General features: G+C 48.1%; 16 protein-coding genes and 2 tRNA genes. 13 read left to right on the forward strand and 5 right to left on the reverse strand.

What is annotated here, in order from left to right; genetic code table 11:
- Positions 1 to 137: 137 nt before the first annotated feature.
- The 8 genes from DN748_RS15870 (at position 138) to DN748_RS15905 (ending at position 15,365) form a co-directional block, all read left to right on the forward strand.
- A complete protein-coding gene (locus DN748_RS15870; protein ID WP_112372813.1) occupies positions 138 to 3,203 on the forward strand; it encodes a SusC/RagA family TonB-linked outer membrane protein in 3,066 nt (1,021 codons plus the stop codon).
- A 34-nt stretch (positions 3,204 to 3,237) separates the two neighbouring features.
- A complete protein-coding gene (locus DN748_RS15875) occupies positions 3,238 to 4,746 on the forward strand; it encodes a RagB/SusD family nutrient uptake outer membrane protein (RefSeq protein ID WP_236636896.1) in 1,509 nt (502 codons plus the stop codon).
- A gap of 64 nt (positions 4,747 to 4,810) precedes the next feature.
- Positions 4,811 to 6,751 carry a glycoside hydrolase family 97 protein gene (locus DN748_RS15880; protein ID WP_112372814.1) on the forward strand — a complete coding sequence of 647 codons (1,941 nt, stop codon included), beginning with the start codon at positions 4,811 to 4,813 and terminating at the stop codon, positions 6,749 to 6,751.
- Positions 6,752 to 6,782: 31 nt separating this feature from the next.
- Positions 6,783 to 9,974, forward strand: coding sequence for a T9SS type A sorting domain-containing protein (locus DN748_RS15885; RefSeq protein WP_161554582.1), 3,192 nt, complete (start codon positions 6,783 to 6,785; stop codon positions 9,972 to 9,974).
- Positions 9,971 to 10,675 carry a hypothetical protein gene (locus DN748_RS15890; protein WP_112372816.1) on the forward strand — a complete coding sequence of 235 codons (705 nt, stop codon included), beginning with the start codon at positions 9,971 to 9,973 and terminating at the stop codon, positions 10,673 to 10,675. The genes DN748_RS15885 and DN748_RS15890 overlap by 4 nt, the downstream gene beginning before the upstream one ends.
- Positions 10,676 to 10,725: 50 nt before the next feature.
- Positions 10,726 to 13,056, forward strand: coding sequence for a glycoside hydrolase family 95 protein (locus tag DN748_RS15895; protein ID WP_112372817.1), 2,331 nt, complete (start codon positions 10,726 to 10,728; stop codon positions 13,054 to 13,056).
- A 40-nt stretch (positions 13,057 to 13,096) separates the two neighbouring features.
- Positions 13,097 to 14,131 (forward strand): aldose epimerase family protein, encoded by a 1,035-nt coding sequence (locus DN748_RS15900; protein WP_161554583.1) that lies wholly within the window; start codon positions 13,097 to 13,099, stop codon positions 14,129 to 14,131.
- A gap of 268 nt (positions 14,132 to 14,399) precedes the next feature.
- On the forward strand, positions 14,400 to 15,365 hold the full coding sequence (locus tag DN748_RS15905) for an alkaline phosphatase family protein (RefSeq protein WP_112372819.1): 966 nt from the start codon (positions 14,400 to 14,402) through the stop codon (positions 15,363 to 15,365).
- 14 nt (positions 15,366 to 15,379) lie between these two features.
- Here the strand turns inward: DN748_RS15905 and DN748_RS15910 are convergent, their stop codons facing one another.
- Entirely contained in the window at positions 15,380 to 15,880 is a 501-nt protein-coding gene (locus DN748_RS15910) for an ecotin (RefSeq protein ID WP_112372820.1), read from the reverse strand.
- Positions 15,881 to 16,174: 294 nt separating this feature from the next.
- Here DN748_RS15910 and DN748_RS15915 point away from each other — a divergent pair, with 294 nt between their 5' ends.
- Positions 16,175 to 16,660: a GNAT family N-acetyltransferase gene (locus DN748_RS15915; protein WP_112372821.1), complete on the forward strand. Its 486-nt coding sequence runs from the start codon at positions 16,175 to 16,177 to the stop codon at positions 16,658 to 16,660.
- 71 nt (positions 16,661 to 16,731) lie between these two features.
- Positions 16,732 to 17,070: a hypothetical protein gene (locus DN748_RS15920; RefSeq protein ID WP_112372822.1), complete on the forward strand. Its 339-nt coding sequence runs from the start codon at positions 16,732 to 16,734 to the stop codon at positions 17,068 to 17,070.
- A gap of 128 nt (positions 17,071 to 17,198) precedes the next feature.
- On the opposite strand, the gene DN748_RS15925 is transcribed toward DN748_RS15920, so the two are convergent.
- A tRNA-Val gene (locus tag DN748_RS15925) sits at positions 17,199 to 17,273 on the reverse strand.
- A gap of 35 nt (positions 17,274 to 17,308) precedes the next feature.
- Positions 17,309 to 17,381 (reverse strand) — tRNA-Met (locus DN748_RS15930).
- A 342-nt stretch (positions 17,382 to 17,723) separates the two neighbouring features.
- Here DN748_RS15930 and DN748_RS15935 point away from each other — a divergent pair.
- The 3 genes from DN748_RS15935 (at position 17,724) to DN748_RS15945 (ending at position 22,217) form a co-directional block, all read left to right on the forward strand.
- A complete protein-coding gene (locus tag DN748_RS15935) occupies positions 17,724 to 19,091 on the forward strand; it encodes an alanine/glycine:cation symporter family protein (protein WP_112372823.1) in 1,368 nt (455 codons plus the stop codon).
- Positions 19,092 to 19,435: 344 nt separating this feature from the next.
- Complete coding sequence (locus tag DN748_RS15940; protein WP_112372824.1) at positions 19,436 to 20,794, forward strand: Gfo/Idh/MocA family protein; 1,359 nt, start codon at positions 19,436 to 19,438, stop codon at positions 20,792 to 20,794.
- Between the two features lie 118 nt (positions 20,795 to 20,912).
- Positions 20,913 to 22,217, forward strand: a complete 1,305-nt coding sequence (locus DN748_RS15945) for a DUF3472 domain-containing protein (RefSeq protein ID WP_236636897.1) — start codon at positions 20,913 to 20,915, stop codon at positions 22,215 to 22,217.
- Between the two features lie 30 nt (positions 22,218 to 22,247).
- Here the strand turns inward: DN748_RS15945 and DN748_RS15950 are convergent, their stop codons facing one another.
- Both DN748_RS15950 and DN748_RS15955 read right to left on the reverse strand, forming a co-directional pair.
- Positions 22,248 to 23,117: a sugar phosphate nucleotidyltransferase gene (locus tag DN748_RS15950; protein ID WP_112372826.1), complete on the reverse strand. Its 870-nt coding sequence runs from the start codon at positions 23,115 to 23,117 to the stop codon at positions 22,248 to 22,250.
- Between the two features lie 12 nt (positions 23,118 to 23,129).
- Positions 23,130 to 24,245: a mevalonate kinase family protein gene (locus DN748_RS15955; RefSeq protein ID WP_112372827.1), complete on the reverse strand. Its 1,116-nt coding sequence runs from the start codon at positions 24,243 to 24,245 to the stop codon at positions 23,130 to 23,132.
- Positions 24,246 to 24,455 lie beyond the last annotated feature (210 nt).

The following is a 24,455-nucleotide window of genomic DNA, read 5'->3' on the forward strand; positions in this document are numbered from 1 at the left end:
AAAATATTTGTATACTTGCATAGTAAAAATAGAATAGTATAGCATAGTTTTGTCAAACTTGCCCTTTACCGAGAAAAACCTACTTCGTATATGCTTTTTGGAGCTTAATCAATCTATTAACTAAACACAAGACTATTATGAAACTTCAAATTGGATGTCTATGTCTTTTTTTTACACTGTTTACCGGCAATGTACTGTTTTCGCAGTCTGTTGAAGGTACGGTGACAGACGAGGAAGGTGTTCCCCTGCCTGGTGTGAACATCCTTATCAGGGGTGCGCAACAGGGCACGACCACAGATTTCGATGGTAATTATGTTTTGGAAAATGTACCCGAAGGATCGGTCCTGGAATTCAGTTATATAGGGTTTACCACACAAACCATGGCGACGGAAGGAAAAACGGTCATTGACGTTGTCATGGTGATGGATTCCCAGCAGCTGGACGAGGTGGTCATAGTGGGAACTTCCATGAGAACGGGCGACCTTACCGGTGCCATTGTCAATGTAGACAACGAAGTGCTCGAGGAGCGGCCCGTGACCAGTATTAACGAGGCATTGCAAGGAAGGGCTTCCGGGGTGTTTATACAGAACGACCCGTCACCGGCAGGAAATGCCAGCATCCGTATCCGGGGGAATAATTCCCTGCAATACGGGGGTAATCCCATTTTTGTGGTGGATGGTATTGTCATGAGCGGGGATTTTAACCTGACTAATCTCGACGATGTAGCTTCCATAAATGTGCTTAAAGATGCCAGTGCTACGGCCCTGTACGGTTCCAGGGGAGCCAACGGGGTAGTGGTGGTCACGACCAAAAAGGGAGAAAAGGGAGAAGGGCGTATTACCTATAAGACCTGGATAGGGATGCAGGAATTCACCAATGACGATATTACACTCGGGGCCAGGGATATATATGACCTGAGGATCGATGCCATGGCAAATTCTCATGTTGCGGACGACTACTTTGCCGCTAACCCCAATGCCAGCAGGCAACAGTTTATAGAGGATGAAGTGCTGCCCAACTGGTTTGCAGACTATGAAAGGGAAACCTATGCACAGGGTAAAAGCTATAACTGGCTCGACCAGGTGTCCAGGACAGCAATACAGCAAAACCATTCCCTTAGTTTTTCAGGAGGGTCGGACAAGGGCACTTTTTACCTGAGCTTCGGGTATGCCGACAAACAGGGCTTAATGAAAAATTCCTCCAACAAACGTATCAGTGGGCGGATCAATGCCGAATACCAGCTTAAACCCTGGATAAAGGTAGGGACCAACACCTCATACACGCAAGCTGTCAGTGAGGATGTGGATGGGGCCGTTTTTGAAGATGCCCGTGCGGCAAACCCTTTATTACCGATAGAGAGAGCGAGAGACAGCCTGTTTCTCGGCTGGGGAAATAACTGGGATGTCAATGCGGAAAACCCGCTGAAAACCTTGACGATGGATAAGGACAGGACCCGCAGCAAAATAGCATCTTCCAACTACGCTGAAATTACTCCTGCAGAGGGACTCAAGATCAGGACTACCTTTGCCATTGATAACGTCAGGCAGGAATATTACCAATATATCCCGCAGGATATCCAGCAGGCAAAAAGGGATTCCTACCGGGGGCAGGCTGATCATAATTTCGATCAGTCCAACTATTTCCAATGGGATAATTCTGTGTCTTATGATACCGGTTTTGGCAAACATACGCTTAATGCCCTGGTATCCCACAGTATGAGTAAGTATGAGTTTGATTATTCCAATACAATGGCCCGGGGCTTTCCCACCGATGATTTTGGATATCACAACATGGGGGCGGCCTTTGATAAAGAAAGATTTGAACTCAGTTCCGACTTTTCCACCAATACCCTGGTGTCCTTTCTCGGGAGGGTAAATTACAATTACGACAACCGCTATTTTGTAACCCTTAGCGGAAGATATGACGGGTCGTCCCGTTTTACGGAAGGAAACCGGTGGAACTTTTTCCCGTCTGTAGCACTTTCCTGGAACCTGGTGAATGAAAACTTTATGGCAGAACAGAACCTGTTCGACCTTCTCAAGCTGCGTCTCGGGTACGGAAGTGTAGGAAACCAGGGCATACCCAATTACTCCGGTTACAGCCTGTACGGCCCCAGGTATACCAATGAAAACGTTGAATTCATACAGGAAGAGTTGATGGGTAATCCCGGCCTTGTCTGGGAGAGGCAGAAGCAATTCAATATAGGTGTGGATATTTCCCTGTTGAATAACCGGCTGACCATTAACGCGGAATATTTTGATATTGTAAACTCCGATCTGCTGATAAAACGCGACCAGACAAGCCTTTATAGCGGATACGACAAGACCATAGAAAACATAGGAGAAACAACCAACAGGGGGGTAGAACTGACTGTGGGTGGGGTACTCGTGGAAAAGGAAGATTTCCAGTGGAATGCTTCGGCAAATTTCTCCACGGATAAGAACAAGATTACTAAACTCTACGGTGATGCGAATGCCATATATAATCGCGGGGGCTTTACGGGGAACGAGATACAGAGAGACGGGAATCTTTTCCTGGGCGAATCGCTGAATTCTATTTATGCCTATGAGTTTGACAGGATCATTCAGCCCGAAGACATGGACTATGTAAACAGTCTCGACCTGCTGGGAAAAGAATTGCAACCCGGGGATATCCTTCCCAGGGATCAGCAGCCCGAAGGAGAAGAAGGCCACGGGGTTATCGATCAGAACGACCGTGTGGTGGTAGGAAAGTCAGACCCGAAATTTTACGGGGGCTTTTCCACCGGTGTGAACTGGAAGAATTTCTCCCTGAATACGGTCTTTACCTATTCTTACGGGGCCAAAAAGATAAGCGGCTATTACGAAAGTCTGATGAGCGGAACGGGCCTGGGCCCGGCGCATACCGATATGCTCAGCCGCTGGACGCCTGAAAATACGGAAACCAATATCCCCAGGGCCACTTATGACAGTTCCTTACGTTATGGTGCCGGGGAAACTTCGTGGGGGTTACAGGACGCTTCATACCTGAGGCTTTCCACCCTTACACTGGCTTATAGTTTTACGGAGAATGTCCTGCAGAAACTCGGCCTTTCGAACCTGAGGGTTTATGTATCGGGAAATAACCTGCATACATGGACCAAATACAAGGGCTATGATCCTGAAAACGGGGACTGGTACCCTACGGCAAGAATGTTTGTCACCGGCCTCGATATTACTTTTTAACACACCGTATCCTTAATGCATAAAAATGACTAAAATGGAAAAGATCATAAAATACAGATTGTGGCTGATGTTGGTAGTGGTCACTTCGCTTCAGGTGGTGTCCTGTTCCGATTTTCTGGATGAACAACCCGAGACCAAACTCATCGAAGAAGAAGTTTTCGGGGATGAGGAGAAACTCACCCTGATGATATCCGGGCTCTATACCCAGTGGAGGGAAACCCGGCAGGATCGCAGCATGCTATACCTCTCCCTTGGTACCGACGAGGTAAAACAAGGCGGACAGCAGATATTGGAAAACAGCGACCAGGCCGCCCTCGACAAATACAACGGGGCGCTTAGTGCTCCCAATACAACGGTGACAGGAGAATGGAGCAAACGGGCGAAGATTATAGCGCCTGCGGCCAAGGGAGTATTCTATGCGCCCAATGACAAACTCAAGGCGGAAGCGGCCTTTCTCCGGGCGGCGGTCAACTTTGAACTCGTCCAGTTCTGGGGGCCTATCCCGATTGTTGATGTGGAGGATATGAAGTATGGAAGGCAGCCCATTACAGCGGTTTATCCCTTCATCATCCGCGACCTGGAGTTTGCAGCGGAGCATCTGCCCGCCACGCAGGAGGATAAAAAGATGCCTGCCAAAGGAGCAGCACAGGCCCTGCTGGGAAAAATATATATGTATGCCCCCGAAGATTCGGGAGTAAGGGACTATCAGAAGGCTATGGAATACTTTGACATGGTAATTCCGAATTATACGCTGATCCCCAACTATGCCGATCTGTTCAATACCACGCTCGACCAGAACAGCAGTGAGGTCATTTACGCCTTCCAGTTCAGAAATCAGGACAACGATAATAATATGGTACAGCACCATGCAGGGTCCCGGCCGGTAGCCGACCTGGACGGAAATACCTACTTCGGGGGATACGACCTTGCCCTTCCTACCCGATACTATTACGAGGATGTCTGGGAAGGTTTGGATGGAGATACCAGGAAAGAAGCCAGCCTCCGCACAGACTTTACGCTTCCCGACGGAAGGGTCCCGGGGCCAAGCTGGACAGGGCAGGCAGATGAACTGGAGGCTCATACCAGAAAGTTTGAAGATATCCGTACACAGGGTCAGCAGAATTTCTGGTATTCGGGAGGGCTGATTTATTATCTGCGGCTTGCAGACATACTGTTGCTTAAGGCGGAGTGTCTGAACGAGCTGGGGAATACTGCAGAAGCCGTTAACCTGGTAAACTCCACAGTCCGTGCCCGGGCTTTCGGCGGAACCTTGTCTGCGGAAGAAGCCTGGCCCACCGGGATGTCGCAGGAAGAGTTCAGAAGCCAGATCATGGACGAAAGGATGCGGGAGCTCGGTTTTGAAGGCTGGCGAAGGATGGATCTCATCAGGACCGGGAATTTTGTTTCCTATATACAGGACCGGAATCCGTGGGCAAACGAAGAAGGAACTATCCAGGAGTTTCATAAATATTGGCCGATCCCTGATACCGAGATCAGGCTGAATGAGTATATTAACCCGGAAGATCAGAACCCGGGCTACTAAACACAAAGGTCCGGTTCGGGCAGATTCCCGGAGAAACGGACCTTTATAAAAAACAAACTGCATCATGAGACATATATTTGTTGACATTCGGAGTATCATTGTCATGTCAGGGCTTTTTTTTCTGTTTATAAGCTGTGAAGAAAAAAGTGCCGTTCAGGAATTATCATTAAAAGATGGTTTGAATACCATAGCATTATCACTGGATGAAAACGGGACACTTTATTACGAGGTAAAGAGAAACGGGGAATCCCTCATTAAAAAGTCTCCGTTGGGACTCGTATGTAATCAGGGTGATTTCACACGGGGGCTTGCCGTAGACGAAGTTTCTCCTGTACAGGAAAGAAGGGAGAACTACCGGTTAAAAGTGGGCAACAGCATGCAGATAGACCGGGCATTGAAGAGTAAGAGCGTAAGTTTTAAGAATGATTCCGGGGCCCTGATGACGGTTGACCTGATTGCCGGAGAGGAAGGCGTTGCTTTCCGGTACCGGTTTCCGGAAGCACCGGCGGACATACGTATTGTAGAGGAAGAGATCACCGGTTTTCATATCGGAGAAGGGGCGGAAGCCTGGTTGCAGCCGTACAATAAGGCAGGAGATTATACCCCGGCTTATGAAGACTTTTATCTTAATATGGACTCGGGAGATGCCATGTCCGATCCCAGAAATCCGTCTGTGGGCTGGTGTATGCCTGCACTTTTCAATGTCAATAACCAGAGAAACTGGGTGCTTATTGCCGAATCGGGAACCGATGGGTCTTATGTAGGGTGCCATTTGAGCCCGGATTCGGAAGGAGGTATTTATAAAATTGCCTTTGCAAAAAAGGATGAAAAATATACGCTTCCGATAGATGAAGAAGCAGACGCTGCACCCAGGTCCGATCTTCCCTGGACCATGCCGTGGAGAGTAGTCATTATCGGGGATAAAGCCGGGGATATATTACTTTCAACCCTGATTACGGACCTGGCGCCGGCATCGAAGATCGAGGACACCTCCTGGATCGGATCAGGGAAAGCCTCCTGGTCATGGTGGTCCCATCCCGATGACCATTCTCCTGAAATATATGACGGGTTTACTGATCTCGCTGTCGATTTTGATTGGGAATATACCTTGTTCGACGCCGGGTGGGAAGAGGCAAACAAGGAGGGAGACATCATAAAAAAGGCATTGTCCAAAGGAATTAAACCTATGGTTTGGGGCTATTCGGCAAATTATTTCAACCCGGAAGAACGAAAAAAGCGTTTTAAAGAGTTGGCAGCAATGGGAATTAAAGGCGTTAAAATCGACTTCTGGTGTTCCGACCGGCAGGAAACCATGAATGCTCTGCAAGGGGTGTTTGAAGATGCGGCAAACGAGCACCTGATGGTCAACCTTCACGGAGCGACAGTGCCGAGAGGCTGGCACAGGACCTGGCCTAATTTTATGACCGCGGAAGCGATTCTGGGAACGGAGAGTTATTTTTATGAGCAAAGATTTCCGGAAAGGGCCGCAGAACAGAATACCGTATTGCCGTTTACGAGAAATGTTGCCGGGCCTGCGGATTATACACCGGTGGCCCTTACCATGAGAAAATTTCCCCGTTTAACTACGGCAGCACATGAACTGGCTACTTCAATGATATATACTTCCGGGATCATCCATTTTGCCGATTCCCGGGAAATATTCGGATCTTTTCCGGAAGAGGTTAAAAATCTGCTGAAAGAGATGCCTGCTACCTGGGATAAAACCGAATGCATTGTCGGGGAGCCGGGGAAGGGCATTGTACTTTCACGGCAGAAAGATTCGCTGTCCTATATCATAGGGATTAACGGTACCGCTGAAGAGCATTCCGTAAAAATAGATCTCAGCAAATACAGCGGGGAGTTTTCAGCATTCAGGCTCATTGCTGAGGGAGAGGACCCCTTGATGGAATTCGACAGTAATACCTATCCTGTAGACACGGAGTGGACGTATACCATGGCTCCCCGGGGAGGGTTTATCATTCAGTTTGTGAATGACACGAACTGAAAAACAGTTCTTCTGTATTAAAAACCAGCCAATGAGAACCGGAATTACTTTAAACAGAACCTTACAGGGCCTTGCTTCACTATTGTTTACTTTTATAGTCTGTGTGCATGGGTCGGGCAGGAGTTATGCCAGCGAATATGCTGCAGCGGTATACGAAGCCGAAGACGGGGCATTGTTTGACGGGGCCACCATACAGGACTGCGATTCCTGTTCGGGAGGAAAACAGGTAGGTGACCTGGGGGGAAACAACCAAAGTTATTTTACCTATGATGTGGAAGTGGCCGAAGATGGGGTATATATGTTGCGGTTGGCCTTTTCTTCAGGAGACCCCCGTTCCATTTTCATCTCTGCAAACGGCGACAGCCCTAAAGAGGTGGTTTGTGAAAGCGGTGGCTGGACGACGGTTGCGGAAACTGCCCTGGAGATAGAACTCCATAGCGGGATAAACACCATAAAGTTTTTCAACGACACCGGTTACGGGCCCAATATAGATAAGTTTTCCCTGGAGCTGATCCCGGCGGATCCCGGCGATTGTGAAAACTGCAGCACCTATGATTACGGAACTGATGGCCGGATTGTCTATAACGAGGCCCGGGGGACATTTGATGTTTACAGGCAGGAAACATTAATCATTCAGAGGGCTTATTCGGAAGCGTCGAATTTTGATGCCGTGATCTCCTCCAGGGATTATAGCGGCCGGACGATAAGTCAAAGCAGCTTTTCCGATGATGCCGGGGCAGGGCAAAAAATTGTCGTGACCCTGACCGGTGAAGACCTGCCCGAGATGAGACAGGTATTTTATACCTATCCCGATAAGCCGTTTTTTTTAATGGAAGTATTCCTGGAAGATACGGAAATACTGGAAAGTAATTATATGGCCCCGTTGATCTCTTCTGCGGTCACTATAGACGCTGCCGGAGATAACCGGGTGCTGGATATCCCTTTTGACAATGATGCATGGGTCAGGTATAATGCGATACCTACCGCAGGTGGTATAAGTAATACAAGTGCTGAGGTTACCGCTTTTTATGAAAACAATAGCCGTAATGGATTGGTCACGGGATCGGTAGAACAGACGGTGTGGAAAACGGGTATTGAAAGCCGGGGATCGGGAAGCTCTTTGGATTATCTTCGTATCTGGGGAGGATATGCTTCTTCTTCGGGAACAAGAGATAAGGTGCCGCACGGAAAGATCGGTGGAAACCTGTTGAAATCGCCAAGGATATTTGCCGGTTTTTTTGAGGACTGGAGAGAGGGAATGGAAACCTATGGTCGGGTCAGTAAGGCGGTGAATGGAAGATATGTCGACGACTGGGGCGGATCAGCTCCTTTCGGGTGGAACAGCTGGGGAAGCATACAGTCGGACATTTCACTGGATAAAGCTAAAGCTGTAGTTGATTTTTTTGACGGGGAGATTCCGGTATTCCGCAGTGATGATACAGCGTATATCGACCTGGACTCTTACTGGGATAACCTGGTGAACGGAGGCCTTGAGGGAGATTTCTCCAGGTTGGCTGAATTTGTGGATTATTGTAAGAGCCATGATCTGGCCCCGGGCATTTACTGGGCCCCTTTTGTGGACTGGGGAAAATATGAGCGAAGGGTAGAGGGCAGTGGTTATAATTACTCATCCACCTGGACCAAAGTAGGAGACGGGTACCATGATCTGGATGATGCCAGGGCGATGGACCCGACACATCCCGGTACGAGAGACAGGATAGACCTGGTCATCGATAAGTTCAGGCAGGCCGGTTTTGAAATGATCAAGATCGATTTTATAGGCCATGCCGCAGCCGAAGCAACATCTTTTTATGATCCGGATGTAACTACGGGAATGCAGGCATTTAAATCGGGAATGGAGTACCTGTTAGACCGGATAGGGAACGATATGCTGGTGTATGCAGCGATCTCCCCCAACCTGGCTACAGGCCGTTATGTACATATGAGAAGAATAGCCTGCGATGCTTATGCGGATATTAATGCTACGGAATATACATTGAACAGCACCACTTATGGCTGGTGGCAGTCGGAGATCTATGATTATATCGATGCAGATCATATTGTCTTCGGCAATTCGTCCATAGGTGAAAACCGGGCCAGACTGGCATCGGGCATTGTTAACGGGAGCATCATTCTCGGCGATGATTATTCGACCTCCGGGCAATGGACAGAACGCTCCAGGGAATTATTACAGAACGGACGTATTCTGGATCTCGCCAGGGAGGGAAGTGTTTTTGTCCCTGTAGAGGGCAATACCGGGCAAACGGCAAGTGAATTATTCATCCACCGGTCTGAGGGGAAGTATTACCTGGTCGTTTTTAATTACGGGGACGAGAAAACATTTAATGTCAACCTGGGCAGATTGGGGATAAATACGGGGAGTTATTGTATTACGGAATTGTTTTCGGGAAACCGGTTCTCATTAAACGGCAATGAGTTTAGTGCCTCATTGGGTGCGAAAGATGCTGCTGTTTACGAATTCAATGCGGGGGAAAATTCATGTGTGTTTTCATTACCTGATAATTACAGGATACGCTCTACGGATGTGAGTTGCCACGGAAAGGCTGATGGTAAAATAGCCGTGGAATTCAAGGACCCGGGATATGTCTATACGGTCCATATTTCAGATCGGGACCCTGTCGCACTTCCTGCCAATACGGAATATTATGATATACAGGGGCTGGATGCCGGGATCTATGAAATATGTTTTACCATCGACGGGGCCGAAGATTACCGGCAGTGCTTTGAGATCACTGTAGACCAGCCGGGTGTGATCAGTGCCGTTACAAAATACGATAAGAGAACGGAGAGGGTCCGCCTCAGCCTGCAGGGGGCGGAAAGATATTATGTCAGTTTAAATGGCCGGGAAGTGTTTTACACCCCGGGAGAGTATGAATTGCCATTGGAAAAAGGATTAAACGAGTTGAGCGTGAAGGGAGACCTGGAATGCCAGGGGACCTACACTGAAAAAATTTATGTGTCACAGGGGGTCGAGGTATATCCGAACCCGGTGGATAGCATGGTTTATATCACTATTCCTGCTGCGGATAAAACAGTGACGGCAGATGTTTTTGACCTGCAGGGAAGACCGGTCAAAAGCTTTGAAGCAGAAGTGAACGATTCGACGATAGGAATTGATATGGGCAACCTGAGGGCCGGAACTTACCTGATCCGCATATCCGGCGGTACATTTGGTGAAACCGTAAAAGTCATGAAAAAATGAAAAATATTCTCAATTCCGTATGGGCCCTTTTTATACTTGTTATTGTGGCAGGAGGCTGCAATAGCGACGACGATGCACCTGTCATTCCCGGTGATGTCGGGTTGGTCTTCCCGTTAAAGGACCAGCCTTGTGAACAGGGTATAAATTCCGCAGGAGACAGGAGCAGGATATTCTTTGAGTGGACACCGGCGGAAAATGCACAGCGCTATGACCTGGTGGTCAACGACCTTGAAACCGGCGAGAATTTTATTACCTATACGGAGATATACGATACGAAAAAGGAACTGGAATTAGTCCATAACCGTGCGTATTCCTGGTATGTGATATCGAGAAATATCGATAGTGAGGAGACCGGGATGAGCCCTGAATGGAATTTTTTCTTTGTAGGTGAGCCAAAAGATAATTACGCCCCTTTTCCTGCCAGACTACTTTCCCCCGGTTACGGGAGTACAATCCGGTCTTCAGACGGGATGGTTAACCTGGAATGGGAAACATCCGACCCCGATGGGGATCAGTTGTCTTATACCCTGTACCTGGATGAGGTGGATGGTATGCAGCAGCCGGATGATGGTTTTACGGCAATTGAAAATACTGCTATTTCGCTCGAACTGGATGGTGGCAGGACGTATTACTGGAGAATCAAAGCTTCGGATGGGGCCAATAGCAGCTATTCGCCCGTATATACCTTTAGCGTTGAATAAGAACGAAAGATATGATACCGGTATTTGTTAAAAGACAATGTTTGATTTTTATGATGTGCCTGGCCGCTTTCGGGATTCAGGAGGCGGAATGCCAGGAGAACGGCAATACCATCTGGTACGATCGGCCGGCCGGAATATGGGAGGAAACCCTGCCGCTGGGAAACGGCCGTTTGGGCATGACACCGGATAGCGGCATTCAGACCGATAAAATCGTATTAAACGATATCACATTGTGGTCGGGGCAACCGCAGGATGCCGATAAAACCGATGCTCATGCCTATTTACCGCAGATAAGAACACTCCTGAAAGAAGGAAAGAACAAAGAGGCAGAAGCTATTATTAATACTCATTTTGTGGCCAAGGGTGCAGGTTCCGGTAACGGGAATGGTGCCGATGTGCCTTTTGGATGTTATCAGACCCTGGGCAACCTTTATCTCGGTTTCGAACATGAAGGCGAAAAAGAAATGGCTGTTTCGGATTATGTGAGGGCATTGGACCTCAATACGGCCGTCGCCTCCTGTAGTTATAAAATGAATGATATCACCTATAAACGCGAGTACTTTACCAGTTTTGACGATGATCTTGCCATTATAAGGCTGTCGGCGGATAAGGGCGGAATGATCAGCCTGAAGATCGGAATGGACAGGGAAGAACGGTTTGCAACCTATACCCGTGACAGCAGCCTGGTGATGAGGGGACAACTGAACAACGGTACGAATGGTAAGGGAATGCGCTACCTGGTGAAACTGAAGCCCCTGTTACAGGGAGGAAGCCTTTATGCGGAGAATAATGAGCTTCTCATAAAAAATGCAGACCAGGTGATTCTCTTTATCTCGGCTGCTACCGATTATAAAACGGACGATTACGAAGCCGGAATAGACAGGGAGCTGGAAAATGCCCGGAAAAAAACGTATGCATTACAAAAGAAAAACCATATAGCTTCGTATGCGAAATACTTTGACAGGGTTAATTTACGCCTGGGGTCTTCATCACGAAGTGACCTTCCCACAGACCGTCGTCTGGAAAAATTTCTGAAAGACAAGGATGATGACGATGCCCTGGCCTCGCTGTTTTTTCAGTTTGGCCGTTACCTGAGTATTTCCAGTACGCGCCCCGGCCTGTTACCGCCTAACTTACAGGGGCTTTGGGCGAAAAATGTACAGACGCCGTGGAATGGCGATTATCACCTGGATGTAAATGTACAGATGAATCATTGGCCGCTGGAAACGGTTAACCTTTCAGAACTTAGCCTGCCGCTGAAAGACCTGGTAGCAGGTATGGTAGCATCCGGGGAGAAAACAGCCAGGGCCTATTATAATTCGGACGGCTGGGTAGCTCATGTTATTACCAATATCTGGGGGTATACGGCTCCGGGAGAGCAGGCTTCCTGGGGAATATCAAATGCGGGTTCCGGATGGTTGTGCAATAATTTATGGCAGCATTACTTATACACCGGGGATGAGAATTATCTCCGGGAAATATATCCCATACTTAAGGGAGTTGCACAGTTTTACCTGGACATGCTCATAGAAGATCCGCAGACAGGCTGGTGGGTGACGGCCCCTTCGGTATCTCCGGAGAATTCGTTTTATCTTCCGGACGGAGAACAAACCAATATCTGTATGGGCCCGACTATCGATAACCAGATCGTGAGGGAGCTTTTTACGAATATACTCGTAGCGTCTGAAGTCCTGGACACCGATGCGGATTTTTCTGCCGAGTTGAGCGAAAAACTGGAGGAAATTCCTCCTGTAGCCGTGATTGCCGGAGACGGGCGAATCATGGAATGGTTGCGGCCCTACAGGGAAGTAGACGTACATCACAGGCATATTTCACATCTTTACGGACTCTATCCGGGGAGCCTTATCACTCCCGAACATACGCCTGAGCTGGCTGAGGCAGCCAGGAAAACACTGGAGGCGCGCGGAGATGACGGGCCGAGCTGGACCATTGCCTATAAAATGCTGTTCCGGGCCCGTTTAAAGGATGGCAACCGGGCATTTGAGCTGTTGTCCAATATTTTAAGGCCCACTACAGATACCGGTATCAATTATGGTGACGGGGGAGGAGTGTACCCGAATTTGTTGTCTGCCGGCCCGCCCTTCCAGATCGACGGTAATTTCGGGGCCACGGCAGGAATTGCCGAAATGCTGCTGCAAAGTCATTCGGGTATTATAGAATTGCTGCCCGCCCTGCCCGCCCGATGGGCAGAGTCCGGATGGTATACAGGCCTGAAAGCCCAGGGCGGGTATACCGTGGACGTAAGCTGGAGTAATGGAGAAGTGACCGGGTTTAAAGTTTATTCCGGCTCGGTAGAATCAATTGCCGTAAAAGTGAACGGAACCATCCGGACCATTAAGACCATTAAGAGAAGATCGTGAAAATCATCCGTTTTAAGGAATATTTAAACCGCACATGGGAATGATCAATACCTGGAAGCAGACCTTTTGGGGTATACACCAAAATAAACCGGTATTCCTTTTTAAATATGAGAATACAGACGGATCTTACGCAGAGGTCACTAATTACGGGGCAGCTATAAAATCTGTTGTCGTTCCCGATAATGCGGGGGTATTCCGGAATGTGGTATTGGATTTCCCTGCTTTGAGCGGGTATCAGAATGACAGGTGTTACCTGGGGGCTACGGTGGGAAGGTTTGCAAATCGTATTGCGAATGCTTCGTATGTACACGAAGGCTATAGGGTTTGTCTGGAAAGCAATGACGGACCTCATCAAAATCACGGAGGCTGTAACGGTTTTAATGCGCAGGTTTTTGATTTTGAGATAAACGGGGAGTTACTCATTCTTTATTTGAGGTCACCTTCCGGGGCGGGAGGGTTTCCCGGAGATGTTTTTTTGGAAGTGCATTATACCTGGAGCCGTAAACGGGAATTAGGTATAAAGTATATAGCCCGAACCACGGTAACAACCCCGTTGAACATAACTAATCACAGCTATTTTAATTTGTCCGGAGCCCGGTCCGAAATCTGGAACCATAAACTAAGGGTTGCTTCCCACAGGGTACTGGAAACCTCCCCGGATTACATCCCTACCGGAAAGATCATCTCTTCGGAAGAGGTTTATCCGCACAACGGCCTGAGTTTGGGAGAAAACCTGATACATTCGGATACGGCCAGGGGGCTTAATGATTTTTTTATTCTCGACCCGGTACGGACGGAGTGTGGTAAAAGCAGCCCGGCCTGTTTTTTACATGATCCGGAGACCGGCAGAACACTTGAGGTTTTTACAACATACCCCGGCTTGCAGATCTATACGGGAGATTTTCTGAACTCCCGGATAAGTGATGATGAATGTTATGGCCCTTATGAAGGAATCTGCCTGGAATGTCAGTTTTATCCCGATAGTCCCAATCACAAACATTTTCCCGGGACCTTCCTGGAACCGTCCGAAACTTATGAGGAAACCATCGCGTATTGTTTCGGATTATCCCGTTAAGGCACTTTTCTTTTCATACATTCCCGATATTCCGTACTATACCCGGCTGTTTTTCCGTTTTGACGGAGGACTGGTGTGAACGGGCAAAGTATTGTGATTTTTTTGATATTTTGCATATAGTGGTTTTATTTATAGTAAATTACAGTCCTGAATTCTGCTGTTCGCGGCAGATGGCGCCGTACGCGGGAGGTGCTTGCCGGAAAAGGAGATCGGCAAAAGCGGGAATAAAATATAAATGATTTCTTCTAATAAAGGAAAAATATCAGGAATGAGCATACACAATCAAACTTTAGACCGGGGACGAAAACTAACGGTTATCGGCGTTTTGCTGCTGCTGGCATTCGGGATATCCTGTAAACCCGGAACCGGAAAGGACCGGGACAGTAAAAAAGGGGCTATCGCCAAAAGAGTGTTGGTCATGGGGTTGGACGGTTTGAGTGTAGAAGGGTTTAAAACCGCAAGGACTCCTCATCTCGATGCGCTTTTTAAAGACGGATCGGTATCGTTCACTACGCGAGCGGTAATGCCGTCGGTAACCCTGCCGAACTGGACTTCACACCTGACATCGAGTGGCCCGGAGCAACATGGTGTCGACAATAACAACTGGACCAGGGAAGAACATGCTTTAGATCCGTCAGAGACGGATAACGACGGTTATCCGGTTTCGGTGTTCAAGATATTAAAAGAAGAAATTCCGGAGATAAGGATCGGCTATTACTACAACTGGGGCAATCTCATTAACCCCATGAACCGGAAATATTTTGACGAAGTTAACTTTCTTGAAGAAGATGCCTTTATACCTAACTGTAAGCGGGCCCTGGACTTTATGGAAAAACACCGGGACCGTCCGTCACTGGTTTTCCTGTACAATGTCGCCACCGATCATGCCGGGCATGAGAACGGCTGGATGACCGGCCCCTATATTACGGCCATAGAAGAAGCCGATATGGCTTTGGGGGAGGTGATAGAAGGGTTAAAATCCGGAGATATGTATGACGACACACATTTTATACTGATTACCGACCACGGAGGGATCAATCGCGGCCACGGTGGGATGAGCCCGGATGAAATGATCGTTCCGTGGGCAGTCAGGGGCCCGGGTATCAGGCAACAGCAGATGACCGAGCCCCATAGCAATACAGATACCGGGATATTTGTTTTAAAGCTTTTCGGTAAGGATGGCGCAGCCCCCGATTCCTGGATCGGTAAAATACCCCGTTCTGTTTTTAAATAAGACCGGAAAACCCGTTACTGTTTTATTTCACCGGCCTGGTAAACATCTTTTTCCGCCCTGTATATTTTAAATTGCACATCATACCCTTCGGGGACATAGATCACTACCGGTAGTTTTCCGTTATATCGTACCATTTCGGGCTGTGCAGAAACAAATTTGCTGACCGTTTTATTGTCGAGGCAGGCCATTTGGGTAGAGATGACATTGCCTTTTGTGTTAAACACATAATAACTGTATCCCCATCCCTCGAGATCCTTTTCTTCTAAGGTTCCCTGAAGCCCGTGGCTGTTACACGTGTCTGCCTGTATCCATTTTCCGACGACAAATTCTATTTTCTTTTCGGCATCATTTTCCGAATGAGGCACTTCGATAACCATCTGTTTGAACCCTTCTTCGGGTTTGGGATAAACGGACAGATCGGTTTTGGTCAGGGATGACTGTGCCATGGTTACGGCAGTCAGGCATAAAAATGCGATTAAGGAGAAACCGGCTTGTTTGTATGATATTACTTTCATGATAAATATTTTTTTGAGATGGTTTCAATATCCGTGCCAAACAGAAGTATAAAGCCCGGTCAGGTTTTTAACTATGGGGTAAACAGCTGTTTTAAGTTGCTTTTGCCGTAATGGGGTATAACACGGGAAATAAGTAAATTTGTCCTTTAGGTGTTCCCGGTAATTCCCGGGAAATGCACGACAACAGGTTGTGGCTCGCAATGCTTAACAATAAAACGGTTATCGGATGTGCCGTATGGTGATCCCTTTAGGGGAAGGCCGGGATACCACATCATTACATAAAATATTAAGTTTATGAAAATCAGAAAAGTAGAAAAAACGGATAACCGGGCTTTGGCCGGTTTGATCAAGAATGTTTTTGAAGAATACAATGCCCCGAAAGAAGGAACCGTATATTCTGACCCCGTAACGAACAGGCTTTATGACCTTTTTGAAAAGGAAAGGGAAAAATCCGTACTTTGGGTAGCTGAGGATGACGGGGAAATTGCAGGCTGTTGCGGAGTCTATCCTACTGAAGGCTTACCTGCCGGTTGTGCAGAACTTGTCAAATTTTACATTGCAGACAGGGCCAGGGGAAAAGGACTGGGTAAAAAATTCATGGAATTGAATATCCGATCGGCAATCCGGTTCGGATATAAAGAATTATACCTGGAGAGTTTACCGGCATTTTCCGATGCTGTAGCCTGGTATGAGAAACTGGGTTTCCGGAAACTGGACAATCGCCTGGGAAATTCAGGGCATCCGTCCTGTAATATATGGATGCTTAAAAAGCTCCCTTAGTATGTCGGCAGGAAGGCTTTTGCGATTTCCTGTTTGCTTGATTTTTAATATGATATAAAAAAATTAGTATTATGAAAGTAATATACCCCCTCGGTTTACTCCTTATTTTGGTGACCGGAATCAGTTGTTCCGGGGATGACGATGCTAATATCAGCGAGTTGACCTTTTCGGGAACTGTACTGAAGCAGCTGACCTGTACCGGACCCGTATATCAGATTAAAGTGGAGAATTATACCCCGATAGATACTTTGACGACCCCAACATTGCCGGGTTCATATCAGGAAGAGGGCCTCCATATCAATTTCAGGGTTACGGAATCCGGTTCGACATCTGCATGTGCTGCGATTTATGCATTTAAACATGTGTATGATATATATGATGTAAGGCTAAAACCTACCCAAAATGAATAAAAAAGATATTCCTTTAATCTTATGACAGGGAGTTATCCCAAATAACAGGAATGCTGTAATCCGTGAAAATCAAACACAAAAAAAGAGCACCGATTCCCCGATACTCTCATTGTAATAATCTGAAAACGTGGGTCATACTGGATTCGAACCAGTGACTTCCACCCTGTCAAGGTGACACTCTAAACCAACTGAGTTAATGACCCTAAAAAGAAGAGTCCCGACAGGCCGGGACTCTTTGTAGCGGGAACTGGACTCGAACCAGTGACCTTCGGGTTATGAGCCCGACGAGCTACCTACTGCTCTATCCCGCGATGTTTGCGGTGGCAAATATACGACGAAAAATAACAATACCAAAGGATACATGATTTTAATTTAAAACCAATGATGCCCTGAAGTGAAATCCAGGCGTAAGGCTTTAAGAGTTATGACTTGCCAGGAGAGGATACAGATGTTGTTTTTCAATGTGTTATCCGGTCCGGGAGTCTTCCGTTCCGGACGCTGCACCCGGATCTGTGCCCTGGTAATTTATTTCTGTATTTGAGCTGTGGAATGAAAATATTCCGGATACGACCTGTAAAACTTGTGGTAAGCAATGCCCGGATGATGGTCCCTGTAGTCCGATTTGGTTATATTTGGAACTGAAAACCTTGTCTATGGATGCAGTAACGGGAGTTTTAAAGCAATTGACTGGTATTTCCGAATGGATTATGCTTATTATCATTATCGGGGGCGGGCTGTTTCTCGTCGGATACTCCCGGTTCAGGCCTTACCGGCACTTCAGGCATGCCATAGGAGTGGTGTCGGGAAAATATGATAAGGCGGGGGAAACCGGGGAGGTGAGCCACTTTCAGGCTCTGGCATCTGTAGTGGCGGCTACCGTAGGACTGGGGAATATTTCCGGAGTGGCCATAGCCATTTATTCCGGCGGACCGGGAGTGGTGTTCTGGATGTGGCTTACGGCTGTACTGGGGGCGTGCATCAAATTTTACTCCTGCGGGCTGGCGGTACTGTACAGGGAAGTGGACGATAAGGGGCAGGTAAAAGGAGGGCCCATGTACTACATGAAGATTGCAATGGGTAGAAAAGGAAAAATACTTGCGGTCTTTTTCTGCCTGGCCGGCCTGTTCGGCGTGCTTCCGGCATTTACGGTCAACCAGCTTACCCAGACGATTGTCGAGGTGGTAAACCCCGACAGTTTTTACCGTCTCGGCGAGCTGAAATGGAGGCTGATTATCGGTATTGTCCTGGTCGTACTTACTTCTATGGTCATCTTCGGCGGACTTAAAAAAATTGTCAGGGTTGCCTCGGCCATGGTGCCGTTTATGGTACTGGTATACTTTCTTTCGGCACTGCTCATCATGGTGCTCAATCCGGGTCAGGTATGGCCTTCCGTAGTACTGATCTTCCGCGAGGCCTTTGATCTTCACACTGCGGTTCAGGGTGGTTTCTGGGGGCTGGTGCTCCTGGGGGTGCAACGGGCTGTGTTTTCGAACGAATCGGGGATAGGGAATGCGCCCATGTATCACGGGCAGTCCAGGACTGACGAACCTGCCAAGGAAGGGCTGGTGGCCATGCTCGGCCCTTTTATTGACACCATCGTGGTGTGTACCATTACCGCAATTATCATTATTATAAGCGGCGCACACGAAACGACCGAAACCAACGGTATCGTAATGACCCTGAATGCCTTTGAGAAACTGCTCTTCGGGTATGGCGATATCCTGCTCATGGTCATGGTGTTCGTCTTTGCCTTGTCGACGTTGTTTACCTATTCCTATTACGGCACCAAATGCCTTACCTTTCTGGGCGGGGAGAAGGTAGGAAAGGCTTATAACTATGTCTATATCTTCAGTATCATTTTTGTGGCCATGGCATCCGTAGATTTCGTGGTCTCACTGATCGACCTGGCCTTTGCCCTGATGGCCATCCCCAATATGATAGCCGTGTTGTGGCTGGCCCCGGATATGAACAGGTCCATGAACCGTTATTTTAAAAAGCTGAAGGAAGAGAAATTGTCGTAGTTCATTAGCCCGATTCCCCACCTTGTTCTGAATGACAATTCCCGACTTCCGACCATTTCGTCGTTTGCAAACTGACGATGAGTTAATGAGTTGTTGCCTGAATAACTTAATAACCCAATAACCCGGCAACCAAGCACCAATTTCACTACTTGTCGAACCCTATGGCTTCACGTCCACAGATTCCGGATTGGTTAAAACACTCTGTTTTTTATTTTTAAAAATTGTTAAAATTCAGGCCTGAAAACAAAATTGTTATCGAACACATTTGTTTTCTGATGAAAAATTCATTTCTTCGTAACGGAATATCACTCATTATTTTAAAACATAGCATAATACTGACTCAAATGAATTCAAGAAGGGATTTTATCAGAAAGGCTGCCATAGCCGGTGCCGGGATCTCCGTGGCGCCCCATATATCTTTCGGGCAGGGTCGCGGACAGCGCGACAGTACCCTGAGGCTGGCTTTTATAGGAGTGGGGCTGAGAGGGACCAACCACCTCAACAATGCACTACAGCGCAAGGACCTGGAAATTACGGCTATTTGCGATGTGGACCCCGAACGGATCGACATTGCACTGAAAAAAATATCGGATGCAGGGTTCAGAAAGCCCAAGGTGTTCGGAGATTCCGAATACGACTACAGGAACCTGCTGGAGCTGGATGAGGTGGATGCCGTGGTTATTGCTACCCCCTGGCTCTGGCATACCAGGATGGCTGTTGATGCCATGAAGGCGGGAAAATATACCGGGCTTGAGGTCTCGGCGGCCAATACGCTCGAAGAGTGCTGGGATCTTGTGAACACTCATGAAGAAACCGGAAGCCACCTGATGATCCTCGAGAATGTGAATTACCGGAGAGATGTCCTGGCTGTGCTCAATATGGTAAAACAGAATGTTTTCGGCGAACTGGTACATTTCCGCTGTGGTTATCAGCACGATCTGAGAGAGGTGAAGTTCAACGACGGAAAACAGCCCTATGGCGGCGGAGTGGAATTTGGCGACAAGGCCATCTCGGAAGCAAAATGGCGTACCTGGCATTCCGTAAAGCGCAACGGGGATATGTATCCTACTCACGGCGTGGGACCGATTGCAGCCATGAGCGATATTAACAGGGGAAACCGGTTTGTATCACTGACATCACATGCCACCAAGGGTATCGGGTTACACAATTACGTGGTGCAACACGGAGGCAAAGATCACCCCAATGCCAAAGTAAAGTTCAAACAGGGCGACGTGATCACAACCACTATAGAAACCGCAAACGGTGAGACCATCATCGTAACACACGACTGTAACCTTCCGAGGCCTTATTCCCTTGGATTCAGGGTGCAGGGAGCCAACGGGCTGTGGGAAAATGACGGCGACCGTATTTATATAGAAGGTAAATCGGAACCGCACCGCTGGGATGCCGATAAGGAATGGCTGGAAAAATACGACCATCCGCTTTGGCAGAAATACGGTGAGCACGCCACAGGTGCAGGTCACGGGGGAATGGATTTCTTTGTGCTCAATGCGTTTGTGGAATCGGCCAAACAGAATATAGCCCCCCCGATGGATGCTTATGATGCGGCGGCATGGAGTGCGGTGACCCCGCTTTCGGAAGCGTCCATAGAAAACAACGGCGAACCCCAGGACTTCCCTGACTTTACAAGAGGACTCTGGATAAAAAGGAACCCCTATAACTGGATAAAAGACACGTATTAATACGGTATTTGTCAGAAGTTCGAAGTGAGCAGGTTGCAAGTTACCAGCAACTTGTAACCTGTAACCTTACACTGAAGTAACTTGCTGTAAATAAATGTCCTGATTTAAATTTATTCGAGTGAAATATTTTAAAATGCTACTGTCGGTATTTGTACTGGTCTCCTGTGCAAACGGAACCAGGCCGGGAGGTTCCGGCAGTGACCCTGAAACGGATTTTTCCATTCGTATCCCGCCGGGGGGTAACAGTTGGGTGGTGAACGATCCCGGGGCCAATGAAGATGTTATCTCCGATTCCGGGATCCATAACTGGACCGATACCGGTCAGGTGATACGGACATGGTTTAAGGTAACTGCACCGGGGAAGGTCTATGTGGGGCTGAATGCCAGGGTTCCCGAAGGAACCTCCGTGCTGAGAGTTACCCTGGAGGGAGATACCCGTGAAATTGTCCTGGATCATACGGATTATAAGGATGTTTACGCCGGGAAATTTGAGGTGGAGACGCCGGGATACTACTATGTGGAACTTCAGGGTAAGGAAAGATCATCCGGGTATATAGCGGATATCAATGAAATACTTATCGGGGGAAGTGCCACTGAGGAAACGGTGTATTACGTAAAAGACGATTTTTACTGGGGCAGGAGAGGGCCTTCCGTACACCTGAATTATGAAGTACCTGCTGCGAAAGATATTCTTTGGTTTTACAATGAAGTCACCGTACCGGAAGGAGAGGATATTGTGGGGTCTTACTTTATGGCCAACGGGTTTGGCCAGGGGTATTTCGGTATCCAGGTCAACTCGGAATCGGAACGGCGGGTGCTGTTTTCGGTATGGAGCCCTTATGAAACCGATGACCCTTCCGGCATACCCGATGATTACAAGATCATATTGCTGGATAAGGGAGACGACGTACATGCCGGAGAATTCGGAAATGAGGGTTCCGGCGGACAGAGTTACAGGAAATTTATGTGGAAAGCGGAAACCACCTATAGGTTTCTGCTGAAAGGAGAGCCGTCGGAAAATAACTCCACCGATTTTACGGCCTGGTTTTTTGCCCCGGAGACCGGGGAGTGGGAGCTTATGGCCAGTTTCCGGAGGCCGCATACCAGTACCTATCTGACGAGGCCGCATTCTTTCCTGGAAAATTTCAGGACGGAAACCGGGTTTAAATCCAGGAAGGGCCTGTATTCCAATCAATGGGTAAGGGATGTTTCGGGCGAGTGGCACGAACTGACCAGGGCGAAGTTTACCGCCGATGCCACTGCCAGGAAAGAAGCGCGAATGGACTATGCCGGGGGAACTGAAGGTTCAGGCTTCTTTATGCGAAACTGTGGTTTTTTCAGTAAAAATACCGAAATAGACAGCTACCATACCCGTCAGGATACGGGAGTTCCCCCGTCTGTAGACCTGTCCGCCCTCGAATAAGGCTTTGTTCAGACTATTCCCCATCACCTACTACCAATCCAGTTTCGGAAAATGTTTTTCCAGGTATTTTTTTACATCTGCAATGTCGTCCTTGGCGGTGAGGTCCGGTACGTGTTCCGAAAAAGGGATGCCTGTGGCAGACCCGGGAAAATCATGAACCATGTTCAGCAGGGCGGTGGGCAGTTCTTTCTCGTTGCGTTCGGGATGGATGGGACAGTTTTTTAAGTAGGGGTACAACATTTTGCCGTCAAATTTGAAAGCGTTCATGCTCACCCTTATTTTTCCCTTGTCATCGGCGTATTGCGGTACCTCTTCCAGGGCCGGTTTTTCCACGATATTGAGCAGCGCATTGCTGCTGTCGGTATGGGCAACGGCAAAACGGGAGACCCTTTCGAAAGGAAATTCCAGGGCATCCCGGTCATACGCGATAAACGCATTGGGAGCATCTGTACGGCGCAGGGCCAGAAAAGCTTCTGCGGAGTAGAGATTGTCGCTGTTGCATACCGAGTAAGCCTGTTGGTTGAGCTGAGGGTATTGCTCTACCGCCTGGAAAAGGGCATCTGCCGTTCCCAGGGGTTTTACCCGGCCTTCGGGAATATACTGTATGGCAAACGAAATGTTCAGGCCATGAAAGACGTTGTCCTTTTGGGAAGACCCGTAAAATTCACGGAAAAGTTCTCCCTGTTCGCTGATCACGATATAGATGTTTTTGTATCCCGCCTTCCTGGCGTTGAAAAGCACATAGTCCAGCAGCGGGCGGCCTTCGGGCCCTACCCCTATAAGTCCCTTGCTCCGTTCGTTGGCCTGGTGTATTTCCTCTTCCGTAAGATGAGCGTTTTCGGAAGGCTTTTTCATTCGCGAAGAGGCTCCGCCAGCCAGAATGATCAGATTGTCGTGCATATCTTGTATATTTTACGGTTTGGTGTTTATCATATGGTTTTCTACCCGGGCACCCCGGTCCACATCTACCTGATAGGCGTTCCGGGCCCCCGCCTTTATAATGGCGCGTATGACCTTCTGCGGTTCTTTCGGGGCTATTACTACAATACATCCCCCTCCGCCGGAGCCTACTATTTTTGCTCCCAGCGCCCCGGCATCCAGCGCGGCTTCTATCATGGCATCAATACGGGGTACGGTAATGTGAAGCAGGTCGCGGAGGATATTGTGATGCGTATTCATAAGTTGTCCCAGCGACTGCAGGTCCGGATCTTCTGTCCTGAACAGTTCGAGGGCCTTTAATGTACAGTCGTGATTTTTTACGGCTGCTTCGAAGAAAGGGTGTAGGCGCTCCGGAAGAATACCGAGGTATTTGCCGAGCTCCCCCGGGGTGGTCTCCTCGAGCCGGAAACCGGGATATTGTTTTTTTACAGCTTCCACGGCATCCAGCGCGTACTGTTTTAACCTGCTCAGGGTCCCTATGGTCTCCTTCGGTACCCCCGACTCGGCCACGATCAGTCCGTGGAGCTCCTTCCGTATAATGTTACAGGAAAAATGTGCCCCCGTTTCTATGTGTACCACATTTCCCACCCCTATGCTGTACTGATCCATTTTACCGCCGGGTTCGCCGTGTTCGGTAACCTCCGCCTCATAAGCGATACGGGAGATCAGCTCGGGTGTTATTTCCTCATCTATACCGAAGGTAGAGGCCAGAAAGTTGATCCAGGCCACCACCACGGCCGAGGAGCTCGATATTCCGGCGTTCATGGGGACATCGCCCCGGATATCTATGTCGAAACCCGTATCGGGACGGCAACCGTAACGGTGCAGTACCTTCAGGGAAGACAACAGGTAGTCCCTGTATGCCAGATCCTCTGAAGATACGTCCAGGTTAATGGTGCGTTCTTCCCCCAGGTCTTTCAGGAAAAGACGAAAGACGCCCCTGGTATTCGGAACAGCCCGAAGCTTTACATAACGGTTAATAGCACAGGCAATTACCGGAAGCCCCAGGTAATCCTGATGATCCCCGAAAAGACAAACCCTGCCGGGGGCTATGGAATGTATTTCTTCTGGTTTTATATGATCGGTCATGTATGAATAATAATTATGAGATCTTGAAATTATAAGGGACTACGAACAGTAGTGGCAAATGTAATAAATTATGTGTTCGAACACAAAATATGGATACTTTTATTTTACGCCTTTTTTAATTTTATATTAGGTATCACTAGTGTCCCATTAAAATTGGGACGTTGTTAAAAATTAAATAAACTTGGCCCATTTGGTCCAAATCGTTCTTTG

This window comes from Sinomicrobium soli, assembly GCF_003285545.1.
Lineage (GTDB): Bacteria > Bacteroidota > Bacteroidia > Flavobacteriales > Flavobacteriaceae > Sinomicrobium.

What these genes read in the sequence shown, in the direction of transcription:
- DN748_RS15870 (WP_112372813.1), top strand. Translation starts at nt 138, where the DNA reads ATGAAACTTCAAATTGGATGTCTATGTCTTTTTTTTACACTGTTTACC.
- DN748_RS15875 (WP_236636896.1), top strand. Translation starts at nt 3,238, where the DNA reads ATGGAAAAGATCATAAAATACAGATTGTGGCTGATGTTGGTAGTGGTC.
- DN748_RS15880 (WP_112372814.1), top strand. Translation starts at nt 4,811, where the DNA reads ATGAGACATATATTTGTTGACATTCGGAGTATCATTGTCATGTCAGGG.
- DN748_RS15885 (WP_161554582.1), top strand. Translation starts at nt 6,783, where the DNA reads ATGAGAACCGGAATTACTTTAAACAGAACCTTACAGGGCCTTGCTTCA.
- DN748_RS15890 (WP_112372816.1), top strand. Translation starts at nt 9,971, where the DNA reads ATGAAAAATATTCTCAATTCCGTATGGGCCCTTTTTATACTTGTTATT.
- DN748_RS15895 (WP_112372817.1), top strand. Translation starts at nt 10,726, where the DNA reads ATGATGTGCCTGGCCGCTTTCGGGATTCAGGAGGCGGAATGCCAGGAG.
- DN748_RS15900 (WP_161554583.1), top strand. Translation starts at nt 13,097, where the DNA reads ATGATCAATACCTGGAAGCAGACCTTTTGGGGTATACACCAAAATAAA.
- DN748_RS15905 (WP_112372819.1), top strand. Translation starts at nt 14,400, where the DNA reads ATGAGCATACACAATCAAACTTTAGACCGGGGACGAAAACTAACGGTT.
- DN748_RS15910 (WP_112372820.1), bottom strand. Translation starts at nt 15,880, where the DNA reads ATGAAAGTAATATCATACAAACAAGCCGGTTTCTCCTTAATCGCATTT.
- DN748_RS15915 (WP_112372821.1), top strand. Translation starts at nt 16,175, where the DNA reads ATGAAAATCAGAAAAGTAGAAAAAACGGATAACCGGGCTTTGGCCGGT.
- DN748_RS15920 (WP_112372822.1), top strand. Translation starts at nt 16,732, where the DNA reads ATGAAAGTAATATACCCCCTCGGTTTACTCCTTATTTTGGTGACCGGA.
- DN748_RS15935 (WP_112372823.1), top strand. Translation starts at nt 17,724, where the DNA reads ATGGATGCAGTAACGGGAGTTTTAAAGCAATTGACTGGTATTTCCGAA.
- DN748_RS15940 (WP_112372824.1), top strand. Translation starts at nt 19,436, where the DNA reads ATGAATTCAAGAAGGGATTTTATCAGAAAGGCTGCCATAGCCGGTGCC.
- DN748_RS15950 (WP_112372826.1), bottom strand. Translation starts at nt 23,117, where the DNA reads ATGCACGACAATCTGATCATTCTGGCTGGCGGAGCCTCTTCGCGAATG.
- DN748_RS15955 (WP_112372827.1), bottom strand. Translation starts at nt 24,245, where the DNA reads ATGACCGATCATATAAAACCAGAAGAAATACATTCCATAGCCCCCGGC.